Below are 19,894 nucleotides of genomic sequence, written 5' to 3' on the forward strand. Positions count from 1 at the left end.
GGGGCGACCTGCTGCCCCGTCAGTGCGCTATTCCTGTTTGTCGTCGTATTCGCAGAGATCTTCAATCAGACAGGATCCGCAACGCGGTTTACGCGCCACGCAGGTATAGCGGCCATGCAGAATCAGCCAGTGATGGCAGTCCACTTTGAACTCTTTCGGCACCACTTTCAGCAGCTTCTCTTCGACCTGCTCAACGTTTTTGCCTGGCGCAAAGCGGGTACGGTTGCTGACGCGGAAAATATGGGTATCCACGGCAATTGTCGGCCAGCCAAAGGCGGTATTCAGCACCACGTTGGCGGTTTTACGTCCTACGCCCGGCAACGCTTCCAACGCCTCGCGACTCTCAGGTACCTCACCGCCGTGCTGCTCCACCAGGATGCGGCAGGTTTTGATCACGTTCTCCGCCTTGCCGTTATATAGCCCGATAGTTTTGATCTGCTCTTTGACGCCTTCCACCCCTAAATCCAGCATTGCCTGCGGCGTATTGGCCAGCGGATAGAGTTTGGCCGTCGCTTTATTGACGCTCACATCGGTCGCCTGGGCGGAGAGCAAAACGGCAATCAGCAGCTCAAACGGCGAGGTAAAATTCAGCTCGGTAGTGGGATGGGGATTATTTTCCCGCAGCCGACTCAGGATCTGAATGCGCTTCTCCTTGTTCACATAACCTTCCCGGTGTTTCCCTGTGGTTCTGGCTGCGGCGCGCTGGCTTTGCGTGCGGCGCGCTGTTTCAAACGCTGATCGATAACATATTTCCCGGCCAGCATCATGCCCAGCCCGATAAAGGCGCCGGGCGGCAGCATCGCCAGCAGCATCGGCGAGTCGAAGTGCACCACTTCAATACGCAACGCTTTCGCCCAGGGACCAAGCAGCTGATCGGCACCGTTAAACAGGGTGCCGCTGCCGATAATCTCACGCAGCGAACCCAGCACCAGCATGGCGCAGGTGGCGCCCATGCCGATGGCGAAACCGTCCAGCGCCGCCAGATGAACCGGGCTCTTCGAGGCGACAGCTTCGGCGCGGCCCACCACGATGCAGTTAGTGACAATCAGCGGGATAAAGATGCCCAGCGACTGATACAAACCGTAAGCATAAGCGTTAATCAGCATCTGCACGCAGCTCACCACTGAGGCGATGATCATCACATAGATCGGAATACGGATATCTGACGGCACCCAGCGACGCGAGGCGGAAACGGCGCTGTTGGTAATCGTCAGCACCAGCGTGGTCGCCAGGCCGAGTCCCAGGGCATTGGTGGCGGTCGAGGTCACCGCCAGCAGCGGGCAAAGCCCCAGCAGCTGCACCAGCGCGGAGTTATTCTTCCACAGGCCGCCGATCAATAAATTCTTAGCTTCACTCATTGGCATCTCCACAGTCAGGTAGCGAAGAGAGTTTCGCCGGGAGGGTTTCCATAAACAGGGCGGTGCGTTTGGTCGCATTCACCACGGCACGCGGAGTAATGGTAGCACCGGTAAACTGATCGAAATCGCCGCCATCCTTTTTAACCGCAAAATGTTTGTCATCGGGGCCGTGCACGATTCTGCCGCTAAAGCTCTTGATCCAGCCCGAGACGCGTAGCTCGATCTTATCGCCCAGGCCCGGCGTTTCGTGATGTTCAACCACACGCACCCCCAGCACCTTGCCGTTGAAATCGGCACCCACCAGCATCTGAATCGCACCAGAATAGCCGTCGGGCGCAGTGGTCTCAAGGGCGGCAGCCACCGGCGCATCACCTTTGCGCGCGATAAACAGGTGATGCGGCTTGTCGTTGCCCAGCGCAGCGTCAGTGACAACGTAACACTCTTGCTGCATAGGATTATCATAAAGATCGGTCGGCACCACCTGATCCAACAGATTCTTCTGCTGTAACAGGGTTTGATGTTCAACCGTGGGTTTGGTTACTTCATTGACCACCGCAGTGAGACCGGTAGTAATCGCGGCGAACAGCGCCAGCGTCACGCCGTTTTTACGAATAGTATCCAGCATCAGCTACTCCTTGCGATGGCCGTAAACGCGCGGCTGGGTGTAATAGTCAATCAGCGGCACGCAGATATTGGCCAGCAGCACGGCGAAAGCGACGCCGTCCGGATAGCCGCCAAAGCTGCGAATCAGCCACACCAGCAGACCAATCAGTGCGCCATAAATCAGGCGACCTTTGTTGGTGGTCGAGGCGGTTACCGGGTCGGTAGCGATGAAAAAAGCGCCGAGCATGGTCGCGCCGGAGAACAGGTGGATCAGCGGCGAGGCGAGGGAGCCGGGGGAAAGCAGCCAGCCCAGGGTGGCACAGACCGCCAGCGACAGCAGGACGCTCGCCGGGATATGCCAGCGAATACTGTTTTTCCACAGCAGAAACAGGCCGCCAAGCAGATAACCTGCGTTGACCCACTGCCAGCCGAGACCGGCGATCACGCCGCTGTAGATTGGCTGCGCCAGCAGCTGATCCGCGCTGTGACCGGCGCGCAGTCCGGTTTTAAAGGTATCCAGCGGCGTTGCCTGACTGACGCCATCCACGCCCAGCTGGAGCTGCTGCATCGACTCGCCGGCCAGCGTGTGATTGTGGAAGATCATACTCAGGGAATCAAGCAGGCCAGGCTTCACCGCCTGCAACGCGTCGGGCGGCAGCCAGCTGGTCATCTGTACGGGGAAGGAGATCAGCAGCACCACATAACCCACCATTGCCGGATTAAAGGGGTTCTGACCCAGCCCGCCGTAGAGCTGTTTGGCAATGACGATCGCAAAGGCGGTGCCGAGCACGATCAGCCACCAGGGCGCCAGCGGCGGCAGGCTGATGCCCAGCAGCAGGGCCGTCAGCAGCGCCGAGTTGTCCGCCAGATTGGGCACGATCGGCTGCTTGCGCACTTTCAGAATCGCGGCTTCGGTCAGCCAGGCGGTCAGCGCGGCGAGAATTACCTGAATCAGGCTGCCGCAGCCAAAGAAAAACCACTGGGCGGCCATACCCGGCAGCGCAGCCAGCAGCACCAGCAGCATGATATTGCTGGTACTGCGGCGGTTATGGGTATAAGGGGAGCTTGCAATACGAAATGCCATTTAATCCTCAAGCGTCGAATGCTGCTGCGCCTTGCGCGCTTTTGCGCGGGCTACAGCGGCGGCAACTGCCGCTTTACGTGCATCTTGTTGTTGTTCTTGTTCAGGTTGCTGCGAGCTGGCTGTTGCCTGCTGTGCGGCGGCTTTCTTCGCTTTAGCGCGAGCAATAGCGGCCTCAACGGCAGCCTTGCGCGCATCTACCGGTTCAGCTTCAGATGCTGGCGCCACGCTTTCGGCTGGCTGTTGCGCGGCGGCGGCTTTTTTCGCTTTAGCGCGGGCAATAGCGGCTTCCACGGCGGCCTTGCGCGGATCTACCGGTTCAGCCTCAGATACTGGCGCCACGCTTTCGGCTGGCTGTTGCGCGGCGGCAGCTTTTTTCGCTTTAGCGCGGGCAATAGCGGCTTCCACGGCAGCCTTGCGCGGATCTACCGGTTCAGCCTCAGATACTGGCGCCACGCTTTCGGCTGGCTGTTGCGCGGCGGCAGCTTTTTTCGCTTTAGCGCGGGCAATAGCGGCTTCCACGGCGGCCTTACGCGCATCTACCGGTTCAGCTTCAGCCGCTGGCGCCACGCTTTCGGCTGGCTGTTGCGCGGCGGCGGCTTTTTTCGCTTTGGCGCGGGCGATGGCGGCTTCCACGGCGGCCTTGCGCGGATCCGCAGTTTCGGCAGCCGGTTCCATGCTCTCAGGCTGCGGCGCGGCTTCCGCTTTTTTTGCTTTGGCGCGGGCGATAGCGGCCTCAACGGCCGCCTTGCGCGGATCTTCCACCTGACGGCTCAGCGCCTGGGTTTCAGACTGTTTTTCGGCCTGCTGTGCATAGGCCTGGGCTTTACGCGCCTCGCGGCGGGCAATCAGCGTCTCCTCATCAGGCTGATCGACAGCTGCGCGCTTCTGCTTCACGCGCTCCAGCGCGGCGGAAACCTCAGCGGGTTCGCTGGCGGATACGCGGCGTTTCGCCTGCTCATGGCGGGCTTCACGCGCCAGTTTTTCCCGCTCGAGACGCGCCTGACGCGCCTCGAAGCGCGCTTTTGCTTCGGCGGTGCGTTTCGCTTCCAGATCGATAGCGCGCAGTTCCGCCTTCTCCTGGCGGTAATACTGCACCAGCGGAATATTGCTCGGACAGACGTACGCGCAGGCACCGCATTCGATACAGTCATCGATGTGATGCGCGCGCGCCTTATCGTGATCGCCGCCCTGGCTGTACCAGAAGAGCTGCTGCGGCAGCAGGTTGGCCGGACAGGCGTCGGCGCAGGCGCTGCAACGAATGCAGGACTGTTCAGGTTCGTTATGACCCATCTCGCTGGCGGAAGGCGCCAGAATGCAGTTGGTGATTTTCACCACCGGCACATCCAGCGAGGACAGGGTAAAGCCCATCAGCGGCCCGCCCATAATCACCATCTGGCCGGAGCCGGGCGTGAAACCCGCCTGATGCAGCAGGTGGCTGACCGGCGTGCCGATACGGCCCCAGACGTTGCGCGGCTGCGCCAGCGCCTCGCCGGTCAGCGTGACCACGCGTTCCGTGATCGGCTCACCGTCGATAATGGCGCGCTTCACCGCCCAGGCGGTGCCGACGTTCTGCATCAGCACGCCGATGTCAGAAGAACGGCCGCCGTGCGGCACTTCCAGCCCGGTAAGGATTTTGGTTAGCTGTTTGGCGCCGCCGGAAGGATATTTGGTCGGAATCACGCGCAGCTGCAAATCACGTTCGCTGCCGAGCGCTTTTTTCAGCGCGCCGATCGCCTGCGGTTTATTGTCTTCGATGCCAATCAGCACGCGCTCCGCCTGCAACACCCAGGCAAGAATCCGGCAGCCTTCCAGCACCTCGGCGGCGCAATCCTGCATCAGACGATCGTCAGCGGTAATATAGGGTTCACACTCGGCGGCATTGATAATCAGGGTCTTGACGCCGTTAAGGCCGCCTTTCAGCTTGGTAGCGGTAGGGAAACCGGCACCGCCCAGCCCGGCGACGCCAGCATCGTGGATACGCTGTACCAGCGCGGCGCGATCCAGCAGGCGATAGTCGGGCAGCGTCTCGCGTTCGATCCAGCGATCTTCCCCGTCCGGGGTAATAAAAATACAGATTTCCGACAGACCCGACGGGTGCGCCGTCATGTGGGGTCCGATAGCTTCCACCACGCCGGAGGTGGGCGCATGCACCGGCAGCATCCGACCGTTGCCGAAAGTCAACGGCTGGCCGCGCAGCACCTTGTCGCCCGGCGCAACGCAGATTTCGCCTTCATGACCAATGTGTTGTTTCAACGGAATGATAAAGCGATCGGCCAGCGGCAGCTGACTGAGCGGCGTACTGTTGGACTGGGTTTTCATTTCCGGCGGATGGATGCCGCCCTGAAAATCCCAAATCTTCTCTTTGCGTAACAGACTGAACAGATTAAGCATGTGTTTCTACCGGGATAACCCGTACAGGAATGGTTTCAAGGTCCCACTTCCAGTTCGCCGTCGTGGTGGCAACCGGGCGCATTTCGATGCAGTCGGTAGGACAGGGCGCCACGCAGAGGTGGCACCCGGTGCAGACGTCGCTCAGCACGGTGTGCATGGCGCGCGTTGCGCCCACGATCGCGTCCACCGGGCAGGCCTGAATACATTTGGTACAGCCGATACAGTTCGCTTCGTCAATCCAGGCCACGGTGCGCACCGGCGCTTTCACCGTTTCGTCACCGTCAATTGGCTGCGGCTCCACGTTCAGCAACGCCGCCAGCTTCAGCATGGTCTGCTCGCCGCCGGGGGCGCATTTGTTGATCGCTTCGCCATTATTCCCCACCGCGTCGGCATAGGGACGGCAGCCAGGGTAGCCGCACTGGCCGCACTGGCTCTGCGGCAAAATGGCGTCGATCTGCTCGACGATCGGATCTTCTTCCACCTTAAAGCGGCGCGAGGCGTAACCCAGCAGGGCGCCAAACACCAGGCTAAGGGCACTTAATACGGCAACAGCAATCCAGATAGCGCTCATCAGAATTTCACCAAACCCGTAAAGCCCATAAACGCCAGCGCCATCAGGCCGGCGGTAATCAGGGCGATAGAGGAACCTTTAAAAGGCGCGGGCACGTTAGCCAGCACCAGACGTTCACGCATCCCGGCGAACAGCACCATCACCAGCGAAAAGCCAAGTGAGGCGCTGAATCCATAAAGCGCGGCCTGTAAAAAGGTGTGATTCAGGTTAACGCTTAGCAGCGGCACGCCCAGCACCGCGCAGTTGGTGGTGATCAGCGGCAGAAAAATCCCCAGCAGACGATAAAGCGACGGGCTGGTTTTGCGCACCACCATTTCGGTGAACTGCACGGTAACCGCGATCACCAGGATATAGGCCATGGTGCGCAGATAAACCAGATCCAGCGGCATCAGGATCAGGTGATTGACCAGCCAGGCGCAAATCGAGGCCAGGGTGATCACAAATGTGGTGGCGAGTCCCATGCCAATTGCCGTCTCCAGTTTTTTGGAAACGCCCATAAAGGGACAGAGGCCGAGAAACTTCACCAGAACGAAGTTGTTCACCAGCACTGTGCCAACAAAGAGAAGTAAATAATCGGTCATTGTTACGCCAGGGAGTCGGAAAGCCGCTTATTATCGGAGATCAGGGGTCTTATCTCAACCTCATCACCCCTTTGGGTGAGACAGACCGCACTCAGAATTAAATTCTTGACGATTCTTACGCCATTAGGGCTGGATAAATGTCTGTTTTACCCGTTGAGAACGTTTGAAGTAGGGGGCAAACACCGCAGCGGCCAGCAGGGAAAGCAACAAAGTCTGAATCGCTTTTCCGTCTGAGACCGGGGTAAAGGCAAAGGTTTTCAGCGCCAGCAGCACGGTAACCAGCAGCCAGATAATATAATGGCGCGGCAGCCGACGCGAACGTTTACAGAAAATCCACATCACCCAGATGCTGTAGAACCAGACGGCGGCGGCGGTGAGCAGAGAAACCGCCCATTGCGTCATCAGCACGCTGCCATGGGAAAAGAGCGTGACGCGCCAGACCGGATTAAACAGCGGGCTCAGATACATCGCCACCACCAGCGCACAGGTCAGCATTGTCATAATCAGCCACGCCAGCGGCAACAGCAGCCAACCGGCAATGCGTGGCGCAGTAACCTGTTCAGTCATAAACCCTTTCCTAATATTCAGAGACGAAGCAGGAGAGAATATCATGTCCAAACAGGTCACGCCCGCGGTGGACAGCAAAACATCAGAAAAAACGCAGAGAGGAAGAGATTATACCACGTAGCGCCAGACCGATTTTGGCACGCAGCCTAAATCAAATAACCGTCCACCCGATGCCAGCTCAGCACGACGGTGATCGGCAGCGCGGTACATATTCATGATTTCCTTATCATCAGTCAGAGAATAATTAAGGTGGTCGTAGAGTTTTTCCAGACTTTCCAGATTATTCACCTTACGAAATTTAAGCAGGTAATCTTGCGCAGTCATGATTGCCATAATGAGAAAATAAAGGAGAGCACAAGTATAGGGAGCGGTCGGGAAGAGTCCAGAGCCTGCAGGTAAAAAAGTCAAAAATCAGAATTCGGTACGTTTACTTTCGCCGCTTTTGCCTGATTTTCCCTCTATAAGCCCGATTTTTACCCTTTATCCCTCCTGATAGTCCGATAAGGTGAATCCTTCGACAGGATAATTGTGCGGCTAATCACAAAACTGACGATTAATACGAAGCGAAAGGAATAACCAATCTTTACGCTGTTTTGTAATCGCTTTCAGCAGGGTTGCGCATAAGCGATTCTCTTTATTGTGTTTATTTTCAGGCTGCTACTGATTTATTCAGTTAATTAATCCATAAGCTTTGTCGCAAAATAAAGCGTTAAAGCCGCGTAACTCCTTTAAATTGCTCTGAATTGTGAAGCGTGTCGACATTACGCAGGCAGTTTTAGTCCAGGCTGTAGGGGCTTTTGTACCTGTCCTGCACACTCCCATCAGAGGAATAAAAATTATGTGGAAACGTTTACTTTTAACCACCCTGGTCGGTGCTGCACTGTCCGGCCCGGTGCTGGCTGCCGATATGACCGTCGGGTTCTCCCAGGTGGGGTCGGAATCGGGCTGGCGCGCCGCCGAAACCACAGTGGCGAAAAACGAGGCGGAAAAACGCGGCGTCACGCTGAAAATCGCCGATGGCCAGCAGAAGCAGGAGAACCAGATCAAAGCCGTGCGCTCTTTTATTGCTCAGGGCGTGGATGCCATTTTCATCGCGCCGGTGGTGCAGACAGGTTGGGAGCCGGTACTGGAAGAAGCCAAAGACGCCAAAATTCCGGTGATCCTGCTTGACCGCGCCATTGTGGTGAAAGACAAGTCGCTTTACATGACGGTGGTAACGGCCGACAACGTGCTGGAAGGCAAGCTGATTGGCGACTGGCTGGTGAAAACCGTGGGCAGCAAACCCTGTAACGTGGTAGAGCTGCAGGGCACCGTGGGCGCCAGCGTCGCCATCGATCGCAAAAAAGGCTTTGCTGAGGCGATCGCGGGTCATCCGAATATTAAAATTGTCCGTTCACAGTCCGGCGACTTTACCCGCAGTAAAGGCAAAGAGGTCATGGAGAGTTTCATCAAGGCGGAAAACAACGGCAAAAACATCTGCATGGTTTACGCCCATAACGACGACATGGCGATCGGCGCCATTCAGGCGATCAAAGAAGCGGGCCTCAAGCCGGGCAAAGATATTCTTACCGGCTCGATTGACGGCGTACCGGATATCTATAAAGCGATGCTGGCTGGCGAAGCCAATGCCAACGTAGAGCTGACGCCGAATATGGCCGGACCGGCCTTTGACGCGCTGGATAAATACAAAAAAGACGGCACCGTGCCGCCGAAAATCATCAAAACAAAATCGACGCTGTTCCTGCCGGCGGACGCGCAGACAGAGTTGGACAAGAAAAAAGGCATGGGCTATTGATCGCGCCGCCCTTCGGGGCGGCTTTTTTCATGATGCGAGGCTTCGGCATGAGCACACCCAACGAAGAAATGCTGTTAACCATTAGCGGCGTCAGTAAAGCCTTTCCTGGCGTGAAGGCGCTGGATAATGTCTCCTTCGACGTGCGCAAGGGCGAGATCATGGCGCTGCTGGGCGAGAACGGCGCGGGCAAATCGACGCTGATTAAAGTCCTTACCGGCGTCTACACGCGCGACGCTGGTATCATTACCCTGAACGGCACGGCGATTACGCCGCACAGCACTGCCCAGGCGCAGGCGATGGGCATCGGTACCGTCTATCAGGAGGTGAACCTGCTGCCCAATATGTCGGTGGCGGATAATCTTTTTATTGGCCGCGAGCCACTGAGACTGGGCATGGTGGACCGCAAGCGCATGGTGCGCGACGCGCAAAAGCTGATGCGCGATTACGGCTTCGAACTGGATGTTACCCGTCCGCTCGGTCACTATTCCGTGGCGATGCAGCAGATCATCGCCATCTGCCGCGCCGTGGATCTCTCTGCTCAGGTGTTAATCCTCGACGAACCCACCGCCAGCCTCGACGCCAACGAAGTGGAAATGCTCTTTACCCTGATGGCGCAGCTGAAAGCCAAAGGCATGAGCCTGATTTTCGTCACCCACTTCCTTGACCAGGTTTACCGCATCACCGATCGCATCACGGTATTGCGCAACGGCACCTTTATCGCCACGCGCGATACCGCTACGCTGCCGCAGCTGGAGCTGATCAAGCTGATGCTGGGCCACGAGCTGCTGGAAACCGCACTGCAACGGCAGGGCAGCACGCTGCGCAGCAGCGAGCCGGTGGTGGCGTTCAGCGACTACGGTAAAAAAGGCACCATTGAGCCGTTCAGTTTGCAAGTGCGGCCGGGCGAGGTGGTCGGCCTCGCGGGTCTGCTGGGGTCGGGACGCACCGAAACCGCCGAAGTGCTGTTTGGCATCCGACGGGCGGATCGCGGCACGGCGACCATTAAAGGCAAAGTGCGCAACATTCGCACTCCGGCGCAGGCTTCGCGCCTCGGCATGGGCTTCTGTCCGGAAGATCGTAAAACCGACGGCATCATCGGCGCCGCCTCGGTACGCGAGAATATTATCCTGGCGCTGCAGGCGCAGCGCGGCTGGCTGCGGCCCATTCCCCGCCGTGAGCAGCAGCAGATTGCCGCACGCTTAATCAAAAGCCTGGGTATTCGTACGCCTCATGCGGAGCAGCCGGTTGAGCTGCTCTCCGGCGGCAACCAGCAGAAAGTGCTGCTGTCGCGCTGGCTGGTGACCAAACCGCAATTTCTGATTCTGGATGAGCCGACGCGCGGCATTGATGTCGGCGCGCACGCCGAAATCATCCGACTGATCGAGTCGCTCTGCGCCGACGGGCTGGCGCTGCTGGTGATCTCCTCCGAGCTGGAGGAGCTGGTGGGCTATGCAGATCGCGTGGTGATCCTGCGCGATCGTCAGCAGGTGGCGGAAATTCCGCTGGAGAAACTGTCGGTATCGGCCATCGTAAATGCCATTGCTGACGGAGGGGCGCAACATGCTTGAATCTCATCTGACGCCGGAGAAGCCGCGCATGCTAAAACGTAAGCTGCCGCCGGGTATGCCTCAGCTTGCCGCGCTGATTCTGGTACTGGTGGTTGACAGTCTGGTGGCGAATAACTTTTTCGCTATCCATTTGCAGGATGGCCGCCTGTTCGGCAGCCCGATCGATATCCTTAACCGCGCGGCGCCGGTGGCGCTGCTGGCGATTGGCATGACGCTGGTGATCGCTACCGGCGGCATCGATCTGTCGGTCGGGGCGGTGATGGCGATCGCTGGCGCCACGGCGGCCACGCTGACGGTGGCGGGCCATAGCCTGGCTTTCGTCATCCTGGCGACGCTCGGCACCGGATTGCTTTGTGGCTTATGGAACGGCGTGCTGGTGGCGTTGCTGAAGATCCAGCCCTTCGTCGCCACCTTGATCCTGATGGTAGCCGGACGCGGTGTGGCGCAGCTTATCACTCAGGGCCAAATCGTCACCTTCAACAGCGATGCGCTGGGCTGGTTCGGCAGCGGCTCGCTCTGGCTGCTGCCGGTGCCGGTCTGGATCACGTTATTGCTCGCGCTGCTGGTCTGGCTGCTGACGCGCAAAACCGCGCTCGGCCTGTTTATCGAGGCGGTAGGCATCAACCTGCGTGCGGCGCGTAACGCCGGGGTTAACGGCTGGCTGGTAGTGATGTCCACCTACGTAATCAGCGGACTCTGCGCGGCGGTGGCGGGCCTGATCGTGGCGGCAGATATCCGCGGCGCCGATGCCAATAATGCCGGACTCTGGCTGGAGCTGGACGCCATTCTGGCGGTAGTGATTGGCGGCGCATCGCTGATGGGCGGGCGCTTTAACCTGATCCTGTCGCTGATTGGTGCGTTGATTATTCAGGCGATGAATACCGGCATTCTGCTCTCTGGTTTCCAGCCGGAGCTGAATCAGGTGGTGAAAGCGGTAGTGGTGATGTGCGTGCTGCTGCTACAGTCGCCGCGCTTTATTGCGATGCTGAAAAAGGGGCGTAAATTATGATTAAACGACATCTTCCGCTGATGATTACGCTGCTGGTGTTTGTTGCGGGCTATCTCTTCTGCCTGAGCCAGTTTCCCGGCTTTGCTTCGACGCGGGTGATCTGCAATATCCTCACCGATAACGCCTTTCTCGGAATTATCGCCGTCGGCATGACCTTTGTGATCCTTTCCGGCGGAATCGATCTTTCCGTGGGCGCGGTGATCGCTTTTACCGGCGTGTTTCTGGCGCGGGTGATTGGCGATCTTCATCTTAACCCGTTGCTGGCTTTTGCCATGGTCCTGCTGATCGGCGCGGCGTTCGGCGCAATGATGGGCTGGCTGATCGATGCGCTGAAAATCCCGGCCTTTATCATTACGCTGGCAGGGATGTTTTTCCTGCGCGGTTGTAGCTATCTGGTGTCGGAGAACTCGATTCCGATCGATCATCCGCTCTACAGCACGCTTTCCAGCCTGGCCTGGAAAATCCCCGGCGGCGGACGGCTCAGCCTGCTGGCACTGATTATGCTGATTGTGGTGGCGGGCGGCATTCTGCTGGCGCACCGCACACGCTTCGGCAATCAGGTTTACGCCATTGGCGGCAGCCTGACTTCGGCGCAGCTGATGGGCGTTTCTACACGCGCCACCATCGTGAAGATCTATATGTTGTCCACTACCCTGGCGACGCTGGCGGGCATCGTTTTTTCTATCTATACCTCTGCCGGCTACGCGCTGGCGGGGCTGGGCGTGGAGCTGGACGCGATCGCGTCGGTGGTGATTGGCGGCACGCTGCTTTCAGGCGGTGTCGGCACAGTGCTGGGAACGCTGTTTGGCGTGCTGATTCAGGGATTGATTCAGACCTGGATAAACTTTGACGGCACGCTTAGCTCCTGGTGGACCAAAATCGCCATCGGCATTCTGCTGTTTGTGTTTATCGCGCTGCAACGCCTGCTGACCATGATGTGGGATCGCCAGCAGAACGCGCCGGTGAAGCGCGTCAGCGCCTCCTGAAGTAAAACGCACATAAAAAAGGCGGCTGATTCAGCCGCCTCTCTTTTTACTCCCCTATCATCATCTCATTAGCCGGTAATACGCCTCGTTCCAGCGCAGCGCATCCTTAAAGGCGGGCAGCTGCGTCTGTTCGTCAATCACCAGCACCTCAATGCCGTGCATCTCGCCGTAGAGATACATATCATCCAGATCCAGCGCCTGGCTGAACACCGTATGGTGCGCGCCGCCAGCCAGAATCCAGGCTTCCGAGGCGACAGGCAGCGACGGCTGAGCGCGCCACAGGGCGCGCGCTACCGGCAGTTTCGGCAGCGGCTTCGGCTGTTCAATGGCATCCACCACGTTCACCAGCAGACGGAAGCGGTCGCCCATATCGATCACGCTGGCGTTGACCGCACGGCCCGCCGGAGTGGAGAAAATCATGCGCGCCGGATCGGCCTTGCCGCCAATGCCGAGGAACTGCACGTCAATTAACGGCTTCTCTTCTTTGGCGATCGAGGGGCAGACTTCCAGCATATGTGAGCCGAGCACCAGGTCGTTGCCGGGCGAGAAGTGATAGGTGTAATCCTCCATAAAGGAGGTGCCGCCGGGACGATCGCCCGCCAGCACTTTAAAGATGTGCAGCAGCGCGGCGGTTTTCCAGTCGCCTTCACCGGCAAAACCGTAACCCTGACCCATCAGACGCTGAACCGCCAGGCCCGGCAGCTGCGTCATGCCATGCAGCGTCTGGAAATTGGTGGTAAACGCCTGGCAGCCTTCCGCTTCCAGAAAGCGTTTCATCCCCAGCTCAATGCGCGCCGCATCGAGCACGTTCTGGCGTTTTTCACCGTTCACCGCCGCCACGGCGCTGAAGGTGTAGAGGCTCTCGTACTCATCGATCAGCGCATTGACATCGCCGTCGCTTACCGCGTTGATCACCTCGACCAGATCGCCCACGCCCCAGCCGTTTACCGCATAGCCAAACTGGATCTGCGCGGCGACCTTATCGCCCTCGGTAACCGCCACTTCACGCATATTGTCGCCAAAACGCGCTACCTTCAGCTGCTGGCTGGCCTGTTTCGCCGTGGCCGCACGCATCCATTTCCCGATGCGCTGCTGGCTCTGCGCGTCCTGCCAGTGCCCGGTCACCACGCTGTGCTGCAAGCCCATGCGCGCGCCGATAAAGCCGAACTCGCGGCCGCCGTGCGCCGTCTGGTTGAGGTTCATAAAATCCATATCCATGCTGTCCCACGGAATTTCCGCGTTGAACTGGGTATGGAACTGCAGCAGCGGCTTATGCAGTACGCTCAGGCCGCCGATCCACATTTTGGCGGGGGAGAAGGTATGCAGCCAGGTGATAATGCCGACGCACTGGTTATCGTGGTTTGCTTCGCGACAGAGCGCCAGCGCCTCATCCGGCGACTTCACCAGCGGCTTCAGCACCAGACGCAGCGGCAGCGCGCCGCCCTGATTCAATCCATCCACCACCTGTTGTGCATGGTGCTCCACCTGGCGCAAGGTTTCCGCCCCGTAGAGGTGCTGTGTACCAATCACAAACCACACGCTGAGCGCGTTGTACTGTTCCATAAAATAACTCCTTTATTGAGCGGACGTTGTGGGTGCGGCGTAGAGCGGTTCTGCCGCCACGCACCATTGTTGATAGCGCTGATAGAGTTCTTCGTAACGCGCCACGCGCGTGCTGTCGGGTTGCAGCGTCACCTCAATCGCGCTGGCCATTTTCTGCTGCGCGTCCGGCACGTTGCTATAGATCCCGGCGGCCACCGCCGCGAAGATCGCTGCGCCCAGCGCGCAGCATTCGTCGGAGGCGACAATATCCAGCGGGCGGTTCATCACGTCGCAGCAGGCCTGCATAATGGCCGGGGATTTACGGGCGATGCCGCCCAACGTCAGGATGTTCTCCACCGGGATCTGCTGCTGTTCAAAGCACTCCATAATGGCGCGTGCGCCAAAGGCGGTGGCGGCAATCAGCGCGCCAAACAGGGCGGGGGCGTCGGTGCCGAGATTGAGTCCGGTAATGACCCCTTTCAGACGCTGATTGGCATTGGGGGTGCGACGACCATTAAACCAGTCCAGCACCACCGGCAGATGGTCGAGCTGCGGGTTCGCCGCCCAGGCGTCGGTGAGCTGTTTCAGCAGGCTCTGCTGCAACGTGGCGAGCTGCGGCTGCAGCTCGGGGTGCGCCTGCGCCGCCTGTTGCAGCGGCCAGCCGAGCAGGCGACTGAACCAGGCGTAGATATCGCCAAAGGCAGATTGTCCGGCCTCGAAGCCGATGGCACCCGGTACCACGCTGCCGTCCACCTGTCCGCAGATGCCTTTAATGGCGCGTTCGCCGACCGTTTGCGCATCGGCAATCAGGATATCGCAGGTAGAGGTGCCGATGACTTTGACCAGCGTGTAGGGCTGCGCACCTGCGCCCACCGCGCCCATATGGCAGTCAAAAGCGCCGCCGCTCAGCACCACGTCGCCGGGTAAGCCCAGCCGTTGCGCCCATTCTGGCGTCAGCGTGCCCACCGGCAGCTCGGCGGTCCAGGTTTGTTCGAACAGCGGAGAGTCGAGATCGCGCGTCAGCAGCGGATCCAGCGCGTCAAGAAAGGCGGCGTCCGGCAGGCCCTGCCATTCCGGATGCCAGAGAGATTTATGCCCGGCGGCGCAGCGGCTGCGGCGAATCTGCTGCGGGGCGATGGTGCCGCTCAACAGCGCCGGTACCCAGTCGCACAGCTCGACCCAGGAGACGGCGGCTTCACGTACTGCCGCATCCTCACGGGAGATGTGCAGAATCTTGGCCCAGAACCACTCCGAGGAGTAGACGCCGCCGATATAGCGGCTGTAATCGGTAAAGCGGCCGCTGTGGCAGAGCTGATTAATCGCCTCCGCTTCTTCAATCGCCGTATGATCTTTCCACAGCACAAACATCGCGTTCGGGTTGTCGGCAAACTCCGGGCGCAGCGCCAGCACGTTGCCGTCGCGGTCAATGGGGGCGGGCGTCGAGCCGGTGCTGTCAACGCCGATCCCGACGACAGAGGCACGCTGTTCCGGCGTGAGTGCCGCGACCACGCTGACGATCGCCTGTTCAAGCGCATCAATGTAGTCCTGCGGATGGTGACGAAAACGGTTAGCGTGCGGGTCGCAAAACAGACCCTGCTGCCAACGCGCATAGCTGACCACTGCTTTTTCCAGCTCGCGGCCGCTGTGGCAATCCACTGCCAGCGCACGTACCGAGTCACTGCCAAAATCCAGCCCAATCGTAATGGCTCCAGCACGCATCGGGATTCTCCTGTGTGAGTAAATTGCTCACTATCCTGAGATTCCTTACGCGCGAGGGTTAGTCATCACTGGCTGAGAATATGCACTTTTCTGTCGTCCAGCAGGCTTTCGTGATCCACCGCAAAAGTTAACGTGCGGTTAAATTTGCTGAATATATGGAATTTTTTGCCGTAGTTCTGCGATGTGATACCGCTCTACATTTTTATGCCACATTCCCGCTAAAACTAGCCCAGCGTTTGCACAGGCTTTGACCAAAATGCCACCTAACGCGCTGATTTTTGGTTTTTACTGAAAGCATATTTCGTTTGGTAACGTTTACACCGTTTCGTAACAGCATCGATAAAACATCACTGAGCCGGAGAGCATCATGCATAAATTCACTAAAGCGTTCGCAGCCATCGGTCTGGCAGCGGTTATGTCACATTCCGCTATCGCCGAAACGATGAAGCTCGGTTTTCTCGTGAAGCAGCCAGAGGAACCCTGGTTCCAGACCGAGTGGAAATTTGCGGACAAAGCCGGGAAAGATTTGGGATTCGACGTGATCAAGATTGCCGTGCCCGACGGTGAGAAAACGCTGAACGCCATCGACAGCCTGGCCGCCAGCGGCGCGAAGGGTTTTGTGATCTGTACGCCGGATCCAAAACTGGGGTCCGCTATCGTGGCAAAAGCGCGCAGCTATGACCTGAAGGTGATTGCCGTTGACGATCAGTTCGTCACCGCCAAAGGCAAACCCATGGACACGGTGCCGCTGGTAATGATGGCCGCCACCAAGATCGGCGAGCGTCAGGGGCAGGAGCTGTATAAAGAGATGCAAAAACGCGGCTGGGATGCGAAAGAGACCGGCGTCATGGCGATTACCGCCAACGAGCTGGATACCGCGCGTCGTCGTACCGGCGGCTCAATGGCCGCTCTGAAGGCGGCGGGCTTCCCGGAAAAACAGATTTATCAGGTTCCGACCAAATCCAACGATATTCCGGGCGCGTTTGATGCCGGTAACTCGCTGCTGGTACAGCACCCGGAAGTGAAGCACTGGCTGATTGTTGGCATGAATGACAATACCGTGCTGGGCGGCGTGCGCGCTACCGAAGGTCAGGGCTTCAAGGCGGGCGATGTGATCGGTATCGGTATTAACGGCGTGGATGCGGTGAGCGAACTTTCCAAAGATAAGGCCACCGGCTTTTACGGTTCGCTGCTGCCCAGCCCGGACGTACACGGCTATAAGAGCAGCCAGATGCTTTACGACTGGGTCAGCAAAGGCAAAGAGCCGGCAAAATTCACCGAGGTTACCGACGTGGTGCTGATTACCCGCGACAATTTCAAGACTGAGCTGGCGAAGAAAGGGTTGATGTAAGCGCTCGTAGCGGGTTTGGGGAAGCACAGGCAGATCGTACAGACGCTGTGAATTCATCCCTGGAGGCTCTGCCGCGGCATCCATGCCGCGGAAGCTTTACTCCTCTGCCAGTGCTTCCCCGCACCTTTGACAACGGTGCGGTTTGTTAAACATGAATTGTCACAACCATTACGGAGTTACCATGAACACCGAACAAGCCTTTCTGTCGTTTCATGGCATCAGCAAAACGTTTCCTGGCGTCAAGGCGCTACAGGATATCTCGTTCTCCTGTCGCGCCGGTGAAGTGCATGCGCTGATGGGAGAGAACGGCGCGGGGAAATCGACCCTGTTGAAAATTCTCAGCGGCAGCTATCAGCCCAGCGCGGGCGAAATCCGCATCAAAGGGCAACCGGTCAGCTTTACCCACACCACCGACGCGCTGGATGCCGGCGTGGCGATTATCTATCAGGAGCTGCATCTGGTGCCGGAGATGAGCGTGGCGGAGAACATCTATCTCGGCCAGATCCCGCATCGCAGAGGGCTGGTAAACCGCAAGCTGCTGCGTTATGAAGCGGGCCAGCAGCTGAAAAATCTCGGCATGGATATCGATCCTGAGATGCCGCTGAAATATCTCTCGCTGGGACAGTGGCAGATGGTGGAGATCGCCAAGGCGCTGGCGCGCAACGCCAAAATTATCGCCTTTGATGAGCCGACCAGCTCGCTCTCCGCGCGCGAAATCGAACAGCTGTTTCGCGTTATTCGCCAGCTGCGCGAGCAGGGGCGCGTGGTGCTTTATGTGTCGCACCGCATGGAGGAGATTTTCGCCCTGAGCGACGCGATCACCGTGTTTAAAGATGGCCGCTACGTGCGCACCTTCGACGACATGAAAAACACCCATCACGATGCGCTGGTGCAGGCGATGGTGGGGCGCAACATCGGCGATATCTACGGCTATGCGCCGCGCGAGCTGGGTCCGGTGCGCTTGCAGATCGACAATGTGGAAGCGCAGGGCGTGCGTAAGCCGATCTCGCTAAACGTGCGCGCCGGCGAGATCGTTGGCCTGTTTGGCCTGGTCGGCGCGGGCCGCAGCGAACTGATGAAAGGCTTGTTCGGCGGCACCCGGCTGCGTGGCGGCAGCGTGACGCTGGACGGCAAAAGGCTGAATATTCGTCAACCCATCGACGCCATCCGTGCCGGTATCATGCTTTGCCCGGAAGATCGCAAGGCGGAAGGCATTATTCCGGTGCATTCAGTGCGCGACAATATCAACATCAGCGCGCGTCGTCACAACCTCACCGCAGGCTGTTTGATTGATAACCACTGGGAAGCGAAAAATGCCGACAGCCATATCCGCTCGCTCAATATCAAAACGCCCGGCGCAGAGCAGCTGATCATGAACCTCTCCGGCGGCAATCAGCAGAAGGCGATTCTGGGCCGCTGGCTGTCGGAGGAGATGAACGTGATCATGCTGGATGAGCCGACGCGCGGTATCGACGTGGGTGCCAAGCACGAAATCTACAACCTGATTTATCAACTGGCGAAGAAGGGCATTGCGGTGCTGTTTGCTTCCAGTGATTTGCCGGAGGTGCTGGGCCTCGCCGATCGCATTATCGTGATGCGCGAGGGCGAAATCGCCGGTGAACTCTCTCATGAGGATGCCACTGAGCAGCAGACGCTGAGCCTGGCAATGCCGAAAACCTCGCAAACGGCCGCCGTGGCCTGATCAAGGAGTACAACATGGCTTCATCCACAACTTCAAATACCCCGCCGGTACCGCAGCGCAGCGGCCTCCGGTTTGGCCGAATCTGGGACAACTTCGGCATGCTGGTGGTGTTCGCCTTACTGTTTATTGCCTGTACGATTTTTGTGCCCAACTTTGGTTCTTTTATCAACATGAAAGGGCTGGGACTGGCGATGTCGATGTCCGGCATGGTGGCCTGCGGCATGCTGTTCTGCCTCGCCTCCGGAGATTTTGACCTCTCCGTCGCCTCGGTGATCGCCTGTGCTGGCGTGGTTACCGCCGTGGTGATCAACATGACCGAAAGCCTGTGGCTTGGCGTCGCGGCGGGACTGGTGCTGGGGATGCTCACCGGCTTCGTCAACGGCTTCGTGATCGCCAGACTCAAGATCAACGCGCTGATTACCACGCTGGCAACGATGCAGATTGTGCGCGGCCTGGCCTACATTTTCTCCGACGGTAAAGCGGTAGGGATCGAAGATGAGCGCTTTTTTGCGCTGGGCTATGACAACTGGTTTGGCCTGCCGGCGCCGATCTGGCTCACCATCGCCACCATGATTATTTTTGGCTTTTTGCTGAATAAAACCACCTTTGGCCGCAATACCCTGGCGATCGGCGGCAACGAAGAGGCGGCGCGTCTCGCCGGGGTACCCGTGGTGCGCACGCGCATTATCATTTTTATACTTTCCGGGCTGGTTTCCGCCGCGGCGGGCATTATTCTCGCCTCGCGCATGACCAGCGGCCAGCCGATGACCTCGCTGGGCTATGAGCTGATTGTGATCTCCGCCTGCGTGCTGGGCGGCGTGTCGCTGAAAGGGGGCATCGGTAAAATCTCCTACGTGGTGGCCGGCGTCCTGATCCTTGGAACCGTGGAGAATGCGATGAATTTATTGAATATCTCGCCATTCTCACAGTATGTGGTGCGCGGTTTGATATTGTTAGCAGCGGTGATCTTTGACCGCTACAAACAGAAGCACAAAGCAGCGTAAAACGATTCCGGGCCGGAATCACAGCGATCCGGCCCGTTCCGTCGCGCCATCAGGGCTGCGTCG

General features: G+C 58.6%; 18 protein-coding genes. 7 read left to right on the top strand and 11 right to left on the bottom strand.

Annotated elements, in window-relative coordinates; translation table 11 throughout:
* Positions 1–27 precede the first annotated feature (27 nt).
* The 9 genes from nth to ydgT all read right to left on the bottom strand — a co-directional run bounded on the left by nth (position 28) and on the right by ydgT (position 7,479).
* Positions 28–660: an endonuclease III gene (gene nth / locus ABU178_RS09625; RefSeq protein WP_397214215.1), complete on the bottom strand. Its 633-nt coding sequence runs from the start codon at positions 658–660 to the stop codon at positions 28–30.
* Entirely contained in the window at positions 657–1,358 is a 702-nt protein-coding gene (locus ABU178_RS09630) for an electron transport complex subunit E (protein ID WP_397214217.1), read from the bottom strand. Before ABU178_RS09630 ends, nth begins: the two co-directional genes overlap by 4 nt.
* Entirely contained in the window at positions 1,351–1,983 is a 633-nt protein-coding gene (rsxG, locus tag ABU178_RS09635) for an electron transport complex subunit RsxG (protein ID WP_397214219.1), read from the bottom strand. The genes ABU178_RS09630 and rsxG overlap by 8 nt, the downstream gene beginning before the upstream one ends.
* 3 nt (positions 1,984–1,986) lie before the next feature.
* Positions 1,987–3,045: an electron transport complex subunit RsxD gene (gene rsxD, locus ABU178_RS09640; RefSeq protein WP_397214221.1), complete on the bottom strand. Its 1,059-nt coding sequence runs from the start codon at positions 3,043–3,045 to the stop codon at positions 1,987–1,989.
* Positions 3,046–5,436 (bottom strand): electron transport complex subunit RsxC, encoded by a 2,391-nt coding sequence (gene rsxC / locus ABU178_RS09645; protein ID WP_397214223.1) that lies wholly within the window; start codon positions 5,434–5,436, stop codon positions 3,046–3,048.
* Complete coding sequence (gene rsxB / locus ABU178_RS09650) at positions 5,429–6,007, bottom strand: electron transport complex subunit RsxB (protein WP_397214225.1); 579 nt, start codon at positions 6,005–6,007, stop codon at positions 5,429–5,431. The genes rsxC and rsxB overlap by 8 nt, the downstream gene beginning before the upstream one ends.
* Positions 6,007–6,588 carry an electron transport complex subunit RsxA gene (gene rsxA, locus ABU178_RS09655; RefSeq protein ID WP_397214227.1) on the bottom strand — a complete coding sequence of 194 codons (582 nt, stop codon included), beginning with the start codon at positions 6,586–6,588 and terminating at the stop codon, positions 6,007–6,009. Before rsxA ends, rsxB begins: the two co-directional genes overlap by 1 nt.
* A 123-nt stretch (positions 6,589–6,711) precedes the next feature.
* Positions 6,712–7,155 carry a DUF2569 domain-containing protein gene (locus ABU178_RS09660; protein ID WP_397214229.1) on the bottom strand — a complete coding sequence of 148 codons (444 nt, stop codon included), beginning with the start codon at positions 7,153–7,155 and terminating at the stop codon, positions 6,712–6,714.
* A gap of 108 nt (positions 7,156–7,263) precedes the next feature.
* Positions 7,264–7,479 carry a transcription modulator YdgT gene (gene ydgT / locus ABU178_RS09665; RefSeq protein WP_397214231.1) on the bottom strand — a complete coding sequence of 72 codons (216 nt, stop codon included), beginning with the start codon at positions 7,477–7,479 and terminating at the stop codon, positions 7,264–7,266.
* Positions 7,480–7,993: 514 nt separating this feature from the next.
* Between ydgT and ytfQ the strand changes: the two genes are divergently transcribed.
* From ytfQ to yjfF, 4 genes are read left to right on the top strand one after another with little or no spacing between them, the layout of a single operon-like run.
* Positions 7,994–8,950, top strand: a complete 957-nt coding sequence (gene ytfQ / locus ABU178_RS09670) for a galactofuranose ABC transporter, galactofuranose-binding protein YtfQ (protein WP_397214233.1) — start codon at positions 7,994–7,996, stop codon at positions 8,948–8,950.
* Between the two features lie 47 nt (positions 8,951–8,997).
* On the top strand, positions 8,998–10,518 hold the full coding sequence (locus tag ABU178_RS09675) for a sugar ABC transporter ATP-binding protein (RefSeq protein WP_397214235.1): 1,521 nt from the start codon (positions 8,998–9,000) through the stop codon (positions 10,516–10,518).
* On the top strand, positions 10,511–11,527 hold the full coding sequence (ytfT, locus tag ABU178_RS09680; protein WP_397214237.1) for a galactofuranose ABC transporter, ATP-binding protein YtfT: 1,017 nt from the start codon (positions 10,511–10,513) through the stop codon (positions 11,525–11,527). The genes ABU178_RS09675 and ytfT overlap by 8 nt, the downstream gene beginning before the upstream one ends.
* Positions 11,524–12,513, top strand: a complete 990-nt coding sequence (yjfF, locus tag ABU178_RS09685; protein WP_397214240.1) for a galactofuranose ABC transporter, permease protein YjfF — start codon at positions 11,524–11,526, stop codon at positions 12,511–12,513. Before ytfT ends, yjfF begins: the two co-directional genes overlap by 4 nt.
* Before the next feature lie 60 nt (positions 12,514–12,573).
* Here yjfF and araA read toward each other — a convergent pair whose 3' ends face one another.
* Entirely contained in the window at positions 12,574–14,076 is a 1,503-nt protein-coding gene (gene araA / locus ABU178_RS09690; RefSeq protein ID WP_397214242.1) for an L-arabinose isomerase, read from the bottom strand.
* Positions 14,077–14,088: 12 nt separating this feature from the next.
* Entirely contained in the window at positions 14,089–15,774 is a 1,686-nt protein-coding gene (locus ABU178_RS09695) for a ribulokinase (protein WP_397214243.1), read from the bottom strand.
* Positions 15,775–16,141: 367 nt separating this feature from the next.
* Here ABU178_RS09695 and ABU178_RS09700 point away from each other — a divergent pair, with 367 nt between their 5' ends.
* The 3 genes from ABU178_RS09700 to araH all read left to right on the top strand — a co-directional run bounded on the left by ABU178_RS09700 (position 16,142) and on the right by araH (position 19,831).
* The gene (locus ABU178_RS09700; protein WP_397214245.1) at positions 16,142–17,125 is read left to right on the top strand and encodes an arabinose ABC transporter substrate-binding protein; all 984 of its coding nucleotides are present in this window, start codon (positions 16,142–16,144) and stop codon (positions 17,123–17,125) included.
* Between the two features lie 181 nt (positions 17,126–17,306).
* On the top strand, positions 17,307–18,827 hold the full coding sequence (gene araG, locus ABU178_RS09705) for an L-arabinose ABC transporter ATP-binding protein AraG (protein ID WP_397214247.1): 1,521 nt from the start codon (positions 17,307–17,309) through the stop codon (positions 18,825–18,827).
* A 14-nt stretch (positions 18,828–18,841) separates the two neighbouring features.
* Positions 18,842–19,831 carry an L-arabinose ABC transporter permease AraH gene (araH, locus tag ABU178_RS09710; protein ID WP_397214248.1) on the top strand — a complete coding sequence of 330 codons (990 nt, stop codon included), beginning with the start codon at positions 18,842–18,844 and terminating at the stop codon, positions 19,829–19,831.
* The last annotated feature ends 63 nt before the right edge of the window (positions 19,832–19,894 follow it).

This window comes from Pantoea osteomyelitidis, assembly GCF_044342975.1.
Taxonomy (GTDB): domain Bacteria; phylum Pseudomonadota; class Gammaproteobacteria; order Enterobacterales; family Enterobacteriaceae; genus Pantoea; species Pantoea osteomyelitidis.